The organism is Pseudomonas baetica, from assembly GCF_051216495.1.
Classification (GTDB): Bacteria; Pseudomonadota; Gammaproteobacteria; order Pseudomonadales; family Pseudomonadaceae; genus Aquipseudomonas; species Aquipseudomonas baetica_B.
In genome coordinates, this window is the sequence record NZ_JBPKAM010000186.1 from 1 (window position 1) to 6,915 (window position 6,915).

At 56.8% G+C, this 6,915-nt stretch carries 7 protein-coding genes; 3 read left to right on the forward strand and 4 right to left on the reverse strand.

Annotated elements, in window-relative coordinates:
* Window positions 1-101 precede the first annotated feature (101 nt).
* Genes ACSFE6_RS30575 through ACSFE6_RS30585 form a run of 3 tightly spaced genes read left to right on the forward strand, consistent with a single transcriptional unit; the run spans window position 102 to window position 3,361 of the window.
* Window positions 102-2,297 (forward strand): FUSC family protein, encoded by a 2,196-nt coding sequence (locus ACSFE6_RS30575; protein WP_435431104.1) that lies wholly within the window; start codon window positions 102-104, stop codon window positions 2,295-2,297.
* Window positions 2,287-2,487, forward strand: coding sequence for a DUF1656 domain-containing protein (locus tag ACSFE6_RS30580; protein WP_435431105.1), 201 nt, complete (start codon window positions 2,287-2,289; stop codon window positions 2,485-2,487). Before ACSFE6_RS30575 ends, ACSFE6_RS30580 begins: the two co-directional genes overlap by 11 nt.
* A gap of 10 nt (window positions 2,488-2,497) precedes the next feature.
* Window positions 2,498-3,361 carry an efflux RND transporter periplasmic adaptor subunit gene (locus ACSFE6_RS30585; RefSeq protein ID WP_435431106.1) on the forward strand — a complete coding sequence of 288 codons (864 nt, stop codon included), beginning with the start codon at window positions 2,498-2,500 and terminating at the stop codon, window positions 3,359-3,361.
* Between the two features lie 104 nt (window positions 3,362-3,465).
* On the opposite strand, the gene ACSFE6_RS30590 is transcribed toward ACSFE6_RS30585, so the two are convergent.
* From ACSFE6_RS30590 to ACSFE6_RS30605, 4 genes are all read right to left on the reverse strand, one after another.
* Window positions 3,466-4,494: a hypothetical protein gene (locus ACSFE6_RS30590; protein WP_435431107.1), complete on the reverse strand. Its 1,029-nt coding sequence runs from the start codon at window positions 4,492-4,494 to the stop codon at window positions 3,466-3,468.
* A 460-nt stretch (window positions 4,495-4,954) separates the two neighbouring features.
* Complete coding sequence (locus ACSFE6_RS30595) at window positions 4,955-5,344, reverse strand: DUF4440 domain-containing protein (RefSeq protein WP_435431108.1); 390 nt, start codon at window positions 5,342-5,344, stop codon at window positions 4,955-4,957.
* A 47-nt stretch (window positions 5,345-5,391) separates the two neighbouring features.
* Window positions 5,392-6,216, reverse strand: coding sequence for an SDR family oxidoreductase (locus ACSFE6_RS30600; RefSeq protein WP_435431109.1), 825 nt, complete (start codon window positions 6,214-6,216; stop codon window positions 5,392-5,394).
* Window positions 6,217-6,251: 35 nt separating this feature from the next.
* A complete protein-coding gene (locus tag ACSFE6_RS30605; protein WP_435431110.1) occupies window positions 6,252-6,716 on the reverse strand; it encodes a multidrug transporter in 465 nt (154 codons plus the stop codon).
* Window positions 6,717-6,915 lie beyond the last annotated feature (199 nt).

Here is a 6,915-nt window from a genome sequence, read left to right on the forward strand (position 1 = left end):
CGGTGAATCAGGCAACAAGAATGCTGACTGATACACCCTCTTCGCGAGCAGGCTCGCTCCCACAGGTTCCGAGCCGGACTTAATTTTTTGAGCAGGATTTCATGACGCCTTTGCCCGTCCCTCTGCGCTGGCTGTATTCCCTCGAATGGCGCCGGGGTTTCTTCGACTGGGCGCGCAGCGATGGCGTGACCTGGGTGTACATCTTCAAGGTGCTGATCGCCGCGTTCCTGACGCTGTGGCTGGCCATGCGCCTGGAGTTGCCGCAACCGCGTACGGCGATGATCACGGTGTTCATCGTCATGCAGCCGCAAAGCGGCCAGGTGTTCGCCAAGAGCTTCTATCGCTTCCTTGGCACGTTGGCCGGGTCGGCGGTGATGGTGGCGTTGATTGCGTTGTTCGCGCAGAACACCGAGCTGTTCCTCGGCGCGCTGGCGATCTGGGTGGGTATCTGCTCGGCCGGTGCCGCACGCTCGCGCAACTTCCGCGCCTATGGTTTTGTGCTCGCTGGCTACACCGCGGCAATGGTTGGCTTGCCGGCACTGGCGCACCCCGACAGTGCGTTTATGGCGGCGGTTTGGCGGGTATTGGAAATCTCCCTGGGTATTCTCTGCTCGACCCTGGTCAGCGCCGCGATCCTGCCGCAAACCGCCAGTGCCGCCATGCGCAATGCCTTGTACCAGCGCTTCGGTGTGTTCGCCCTGTTCGTCACCGATGGCTTGCGCGGGCGCAGTAAGCAGGAGGCCTTCGAAGCCGGCAACGTGCGTTTCATCGCCGAAGCGGTGGGCCTGGAGAGCCTGCGCAGCGTCACCGTGTTCGAAGACCCGCACATGCGCCGGCGCAACGGTCGGCTCAGTCGCCTGAACAGCGAGTTCATGGGCATCAGCACCCGCTTCAATGCCTTGCATCAGTTGCTCGAGCGCCTGCGCAGCAACGGTGCCGATCATGTTGAGACGGCGATCAAGCCGGGCTTGCAGGACCTCGCCGAATTGCTCGACGGCTTCAGCGGTCGCGCCTTGACCAGCGCCGATGCGGCACGGCTGGTGACGGCGTTGACGGCTTACAAGGCGGGTTTGCCTACGCGGGTGCGCAGCCTGCGGGCGGTCTTCCAGGAGAACGCTCCTAGCGATGCCGAGCTACTGGATTTCCACACCGCGTACGAATTGCTCTATCGCTTCGTCGATGACTTGCACAGTTATGCACAGACCCACGCCTCGCTGGCTGATCACAGCCATGAACGCGAGCATTGGGATGAACCGTTCACCCCGCAAACCAACTGGCTGGCGGCTACCGCATCGGGCATTCGTGCTTCATTCATTCTGCTGGTGCTGGGTAGCTATTGGGTGGCCACCGCATGGCCGAGCGGGGCGACCATGACTCTGGTGGCCGCCGCCACCGTGGGTCTGTCCGCCGCCACGCCGAACCCGAAACGCATGGCGTTCCAGATGGCCTGCGGCACATTCCTCGGGGCGCTGATCGGTTTCGCCGAGATGTTTTTCATTTACCCATGGATCGATGGTTTCCCCTTGTTGTGCGTGATGCTCGCACCGGTATTCGTGCTCGGAGCGTTCCTGGCATCTCGGCCGCAGTACGCCGGGGTCGGAGTGGGATTGTTGATTTTCTTCAGCATCGGTTCAGTGCCGGACAACCTCACCATCTATAACCCCTACACCTTTATCAACGACTACATCGCCATGGTGATCGGCATGCTGGTGTGCGCGGCGGCGGGGGCAATCATCCTGCCGCCCAACAGCCGCTGGTTGTGGCGACGGTTGGAGCAGGATCTGCGCGGCCAGGTGGTGTACGCCATCAGTGGCAAGCTCAAGGGCCTGGCGTCGAGTTTCGAAAGCCGCACCCGCGACCTGGTGCATCAGGCCTACGGCTTCGCGGCCGGGCAACCGCAAGTCCAGCGCAACTTGTTGCGCTGGATGTTTGTGGTACTGGAAGTCGGGCACGCGATCATCGAGTTGCGCAAGGAGCAGGCGATCCTGCCGGTGCATCCGGCCTACGCCGAATCCCAACCATGGCGTCAATCGATCCGCGTGATGGGACGTGCGTTGGTGAGGCTGTTTCTGCAACCGGGCCAAAGCAATCTGGAGCGCGCACTGATCGCTGTCGACCACGCAATCAGTCGCGTGCAAGCCACCGACGAACCTTTCGCCCCGCACTTCGACACCTCGGCGTTGCGCCGGGTGAAGAGCTACCTGCACTTCATCCGCACCTCGCTGCTGGATCCACAATCGCCACTGTCCAACTACGCCCCAGTTGCCAAGCTCCAAGGACTTGCACATGCCCCGTGAAATCGCCTTCCACGGCGTGTACATGCCGACCATGACGTTGATGTTTTTGATCGCCGCCGCGCTTGCCTGGGGGCTGGATCGGTTCCTCTCCGGGTTCGACCTGTACCGCTTCTTCTGGCACCCGGCGTTGCTGCGCCTGAGTTTGTTTATCTGTCTGTTCGGCGCCATGGCGCTGACTGTCTACCGTTGAGAGCGTCTTGATGAAAAAGTTTTTCAGCCTGCTTGCGACCCTGCTGGTTCTGGCCCTGGCGATATGGATCGGCCGGACCCTCTGGGTGCACTACATGCAAACCCCATGGACCCGTGACGGTCGGGTGCGCGCCGATATCATCAATGTTGCCGCCGACGTGACCGGCGAAGTGGTGAACGTGCCGGTGCGTGACAACCAGCTGGTGAAGAAGGGCGACCTGCTGATGCAGATCGATCCCGAGCACTACCGCCTCGCGGTGAAGCAGGCGCAGTCGCTGGTGGCATCGCGCAAGGCAACCTGGGAGATGCGCAAGGTCAACGCCCATCGCCGTGCCGACCTGGACAATCTGGTGATCTCCAAGGAAAACCGCGACGACGCCAGCAACATCGCCGACTCGGCCCTGGCTGACTATCAACAGGCCCAGGCGCAACTGGAAGCCGCGGAACTGAACCTCAAGCGCACTGAAGTCCGGGCGGCAGTGGATGGCTACGTGACCAACCTCAATGTTCATCGCGGCGACTACGCACGCATCGGCGAAGCGAAAATGGCCGTGGTCGACATGAACTCGTTCTGGGTCTACGGCTTCTTCGAAGAAACCAAACTGCCCCATGTGAAGGTAGGCGATAAGGCCGATATGCAACTGATGAGCGGCGAAGTGCTCAAGGGGCATGTGGAAAGCATCTCGCGTGGCATTTACGACCGCGACAACCCGGAAAGCCGCGAGCTGATCGCCGACGTGAACCCGACCTTCAACTGGGTGCGCCTGGCACAGCGGGTGCCGGTGCGGATTCACATTGATGAAGTGCCGGAGGGCGTGCTGCTGGCGGCGGGGATTACTTGCACGGTGGTGGTTAAAAATAGCAGTAGAGAATAGTCTTACGCTTATCGTCGAAAGTGTTGTGCTTCTACGGCTGGGTAAAACGATGTAGCCGTAGAAGCAGAGGGCATATGTGTGTATTCGATGAATAATGTTTGTGCTTAGCTGTTTTTTGGTTGGTTCTGCGGTTTGTTTATAATGCTGAGAGACTTTTCGATTTTTTCCGAGGTGGTGAATTCACGGTTCTCTAAGATGTCCATTACTTCTTTATTGTTTATGATATTCTCCTCGTTTTTTGACTTTAGTGCATGTCTTGCGACAACGATAAAGCTAAATATATCGTTTTTTGATTTGAGCTTTGATTTTTTTGTGACTTCGTCTACTGTTTTTTTAATGTATTCGTAGCGTTCTGAGTAAGTGGTTTCTTTGAAAGTCTCAGGATGGTTTATATGGATTTCTGCTGACAGAAAGGCAATGTTTTCTTTTAGTGCTTCATTTTTTAGTGTTTGCTTTGATGTGACAGATTTGCTTAGTGTTTTTAGATGTTTTTTTCCTTCATTGATCTCGTCCCCTGTCATACTCTTGAAATCGCTTTCAATGGTTTCGTCAGCTTCTTGGCCAATAATTCTAGACCAGGCGTAACTTAGAGGGAGTTCTCCTTGTTTGAAGTAATAAGTTTTTAACAGTTTTTGTGCTTCGGGATACCCATGCGTCGCTGAACGTTTCAACCAGTAAAGTGCAAATCCTTTGTCTGGTTGTAAACCGTTTATCCCATATTTGTAGTATTCATACATTTTGTATTCTGCACACCAATCATTTTTAGATGCGGCAAGCCTAGTGTAGTTGAGAGTTTCGGTATTTCTTTTTATCTCATTCGGCTCATCACCATGTTGAGCTATCATCGCAAGATAGCAAAACGCTCTATCGTAATTTGGTGCAGCTTGGATAAAGCAGCTTTTTGCTTCGGGATAATTGTCTTGAGTGAATAGTTTGTATCCAATTCCGAATAAAATATCACTGTCTAAGTTTGGGTTGCAGTATTGGCTGAGGGCAGGTGTTGGCAGTATTTTTTTTACTTCATTTTTTGAAGCGGGTTTACTTGAGTTTGTATCGTCGGCGTGAGTAAGGTTTAAGGTGAAGCTGAAAAGTGAAAATATTATTGCGAGTGGAAGTGGGTGGCGGTTTTTCAAAATTTGATCTCACTAAGGTATGTCCAAATAATGCAAGGTTGATACGCTCGGTTTGGTAGGGCATTCAACCAAGGGCGTGGATTTTAGTTTGCGAACGGGGATTGGCAACGTTTTAACTGCGAATAGGATTATTCACTGCACCGTTGTCGAGTTTTCTTACAGTGCTTGAAGGATTTTGTTGCTGTATTTTTCAATGCCGGACTTATGGTGGCATGGCTTCTGTTTTTTAGCAGAGTAGTTATTGTATTTGTTGCAGATAAATTCGTAGTTAGTACATAACCGGTAGACCGGGTCGTCTTCTTAGCGAGCAGGCCCGCTGTCACATTTGCAACGCATTCCCATTGTAGGAGCGAGCCTGCTCGCGAAAAACCAGAGGGCGACGCTTGCTTACTGAATGCACGCGTTATCGTTGACGTCCATCGCGAGCAGAGCTCGCTCCTACAGTTGATCGTCGTTGTACTCAGCAAAACGTCTCCTGCAAATGCCGCCAAAGGATCTTGCCGTCCACCTTCTCGAACACCACGGTCGAGCGGCGGTCCGAGTGCAGGCCGGTGGCATCAGTTTGTTGTTCGCGATAACTCACGGTCGCGCCGTCGTCGTGCAACGCCAGGCCACGTAACTCGCTGAGCTCGATGCGAAAGCCGAGTTTCTTGCCACCGGCGAGCGTGAACAGCTCGTTCAGTGCGTCGAAATCCAATACCCGGCCTAAGGGTGAGACCATGGAAAACTGCGGTGAGAAGCGGCTCAGCAGGTGTTCCAGTTCTGCCTCGTCCTGTTCCTCGGCCAGCCATTTTTCGATGCGGATGTGAGCCTGGATCACTTCGTCGAAGTAGTCGGTGTAGTCGGTCATGATGGTTCCTGAAATTCTGTGGCTCCTACAGGTTTGTCCGCGCGGTCTCAAAGTTGCCCACGCAACCCGAACCGCCTCATCAATGCGGACTCGAGCAAGCCCTTGGGTAACAGCCCGGCCATCAACGGCAACGCCCGGCTGCCATTGCCCAGGCGAATCAGCCGCGGCGGTTTGCTCTGCTGGACGGCCTTGAGCAATCCGGCGGCAAATTCGCTGGCCGGGGTCGGGTTGTCCTGGGACGCCTTGGCCCGTGCGCGAATGCCTTCACGCAGTGGAAACCACGGCGATTGTTCACTGATCAGCTGCTCGGCTTCATGGCCGGCATTCTTGGCAAAGCTGGAGGCAATCGCTCCGGGCTGCACTTCCATGACCCGCACGCCAAACGGCGCCAGTTCCATGCGCAAGGCATCGCTCAAGGCATGCACCGCGGCCTTGGATGCGCAATAGGCGCCGGCGAACGGCGTGACCAGCACCCCCGAAACGCTGCCAATGTTCACCACGATCCCCTTGGCCCGGCGCAACACAGGAAACAAGGCGCGGGTGACGCCAACGATGGCGAACACATTGGTTTCGAACTGGCGCTGCATCGCCTGTACGCCGCCATCGAGCAATGGGCCCATTGCGCCGTAGCCTGCATTGTTGATCAGCACGTCGAGGCCGCCGTGTTGCCGGTTGATGCGTTCGTTCAACTGCTCAAGCGCCTGGGCGTCGTTGACGTCCAGTTGCACGGCGGTGAAGCCGGAGGCGGCCAGCATCGCCACATCTTCAGGTTTACGGGCACTGGCCCAGACTTTATAGCCGGCAACCTTGAACGCATCGGCCAGGGCGCGGCCGATGCCACTGGAACAACCGGTAATCAACGCAACGGGCATGGCGCGGTCCTTGTGCAAAAGAATGGAAGAGGGATTCAGTCGGAGAAGCTACCCTGCAAACGCTCGGCGCGGAACTCCAAAGTTTCCGGACGGTAGCCGGGGCGCAGGGGCGGTAGCGGCAAGCAGTCTTCCCAGTTGTCGCCGGCCTGCAATTCACCGGGGCCACGGTAGCGTGGGGCGGTGTATTGATTGTCGGCCAGGTTGACCGTGTCCCCCGGCGCATAGGCAGCCACGCGCCAGCGCAGTTCGGTCAGCGGCACATCGTTGCCGTTCTTCATGGTGAGTTTCAGCGGACGGTCGGCAGGGCACTGGTGCGGCGCGTAGCTGATGCGCAACTCCAGGCGCTGCAGTTGCTTGAGCTCGCGGTGGTCCATCCAGACCACCCAGGTGGCGACGATGCCCAGGCCGACGGCGGCCGCCAGGGAAACCGGCAAGGCCTTGGCCGGATAGCGCAGCAACAGGATCACCCAGGTGATGACCAGCAGGATGCCGATGAACATGGGGCGCAGACCTCAGGGGTAGATAGGACCATCGTACCTAACGGCAGGGGAGGTTGGCGATGGGCGGGATTTATGTGCTGGATGTAATGGCCTCTTCGCGAGCAGGCTCGCTCCCCCCCCTCGGTTTTGCCTGCACCACAACAAACCGCGGGGAAAAACCCCTCCCCCGCAGAGCACCTCGCGAAAACCAAAAAACCAA